Origin of the sequence: Pigmentiphaga sp. GD03639 (genome assembly GCF_029845405.1) — a bacterium.
Lineage (GTDB): Bacteria > Pseudomonadota > Gammaproteobacteria > Burkholderiales > Burkholderiaceae_B > Pigmentiphaga > Pigmentiphaga daeguensis.
On sequence record NZ_JAOCLR010000068.1, the window covers coordinates 1 to 2,103 of the forward strand.

The window sequence follows — 2,103 nt, forward strand, 5'->3', positions numbered from 1 at the left end:
CGGTGTACCTGTGCCGAGAGCCGGTGGACTTCAGGAAGTCGATCGGCGGGCTCTCGGCGCTGGTCGAGCAGGAGCTGCAGATGAACCCGCTGGGCGATGCGCTGTTCGTGTTCGTGAACCGCCACCGCAACAAGATCAAGGCGCTGTACTGGCACCGCAATGGATTCTGTCTTTGGTACAAGCGGCTCGAGCGGGAGCGCTTTGCCTGGCCGGCGCTGGACCCGGGACAGCGCACGTGTACGCTGAACGTGCAGGAGTTGGAGTGGCTGCTCGAAGGGTTCGATCTCTGGGCGCACAGACCGCATAAAACCTTGCATTACGAGGCCGTCATGTAGGGGGTTCTTGGTAAAATGGCGGCATGCCTTCGATGCCGCCCGCCTCGCCAATCACCGTCCCCCACAGGGGTCCGGCGCGCGCTGGCGTAGCGGCCCCGCCAGGGCTGGAAGCTGTGATGCGAGACCTGGCCCGAGAGGTCGGGGAACAGGCGGCGGCGCGGCTCCAGGCGCAAATCGCAGCGCACATCCAAGCTCAAGTTCAAGTTCAGGTTCACGCGCAGGTCGAGGCGCAGGTGCAAGCCCGCCTGGCGCAACGGGTGCAGGAGTTGTTCGAGCAGTTGGTGCTCTCGCGCCGCCGCCAGTTCGGCCGTAGCAGCGAAGCGCATGTCGGGCAGGCCCGCCTGTTCGACGAAGCCGATGCGCTGGCGGCCGGCACGACCGAACTCGATGAGGTCGTGCCGCTGCCCGCGGCCCCTGCCAGGGGCGGGACTGAGCGTCCTGCCGGCCCTCGGCCGAGCGCACGCGGCAAACGCGGCCCCTTGCCCAGCGAGCTGCCCCGCATCGACATCGTGCACGAGGTGCCCGAGAGCGAGCGCACCTGCGCGTGCGGCACGCCGATGGTCCAGATCGGCGAGGAGGTCAGCGAACAGCTGGACATCGTTCCGATGCAGGTTCGGGTGCTGCGTCACATCAGGAAGCGCTACGCCTGTCCAGGCGGCGAGCAGGCGCCGGTCACGGCGCCCGTGGCGCCTCAGGTGCTGCCCAAGAGCAATGCCAGCAACGATCTGCTGGCCATGCTGCTGACGGTCAAGTATGTCGATGGCTTGCCGCTGGCGCGCTTCGAGCATGTGCTGGCTCGCAGTGGCATCACGGTGCCGCGCCAGACGCTGGCGCGCTGGGTGATCGGCACGGCGCAGGCGCTGCAGCCGATCCACAATCTGCTGCGTGATCACTTGCTCAGCGCCCCCGTGCTCCATATGGACGAGACCACGGTGCAGGTACTCAAGGAGCCCGGCAAGGCGGCAAGCTCGACCTCCTACATGTGGGTCCAGACCGGCGGGCCGCCTGACCGACCGGTGGTGATCTACGACTACGACGCGAGCCGCTCGGGGCAGGTGCCGCAGCGCCTGCTCGAGGGTTGGCAAGGCTTTCTGATGACCGACGGCTATGAGGGCTATGGCGCCGTGGCGCGCACACCAGGTGTCGAGCACATGGCGTGCTGGGCCCATGCGCGGCGCCGCTTCGTTGAGGCCGTCAAAGTACAGCCCTCCGGCAAGCGTGGCCGTGCCGACGAGGCGATAGCGCTGATCGGCCAGCTCTACCGCATCGAGCGCGACTTGAAGGACGTGACGGATGCCCAGCGGCAGGCCGGTCGCCAGGCGCGCAGCGTGCCGGTGCTGGCCGAACTGCGGGCGTGGTTGGACAAGACGCGACCGCAGGTGCCGCCGAGCCTGGCGCTGGGCAAGGCGCTGGCCTATTTGGACAGGTACTGGGACAAGCTCGTGCGCTACCTCGAGCGGGGCGATCTGCCGATCGACAACAACCGGTGCGAGGGCGCGATCCGGCCCTTCGTGGTGGGTCGCAAGGGATGGCTGTTCAGCGACACGCCGGCTGGCGCCCATGCCAGCGCCTTGATCTACTCGCTGGTGGAAACGGCCAAGGCCAATGGCCGCGAGCCCTACACCTGGCTGCGTCGGGTGCTCCGGGAACTGCCCACGGCCAAGACCGTCGAGGATTACGAAGCGCTGTTGCCATGGAATCTGCATCCACAGGATTTAGCCATGGAGACCGTCGGCGCGTAAACCCATGGGGGTTATGGAGCGCTTAC

General features: G+C 67.1%; 2 protein-coding genes. Both read left to right on the top strand.

The features are described 5' to 3' along the window. Positions 1-335 (top strand): IS66 family insertion sequence element accessory protein TnpB (gene tnpB, locus N5K27_RS28760; protein ID WP_279820991.1); only part of this gene is annotated, 335 nt, incomplete at its 5' end. Positions 336-451: 116 nt separating this feature from the next. Then, positions 452-2,077: an IS66 family transposase gene (locus N5K27_RS28765; RefSeq protein WP_176400713.1), complete on the top strand. Its 1,626-nt coding sequence runs from the start codon at positions 452-454 to the stop codon at positions 2,075-2,077. Positions 2,078-2,103: the final 26 nt, after the last annotated feature.

Coding starts and splice junctions, on each gene's coding strand:
- N5K27_RS28765 (WP_176400713.1), top strand. CDS start 452: ATGCGAGACCTGGCCCGAGAGGTCGGGGAACAGGCGGCGGCGCGGCTC.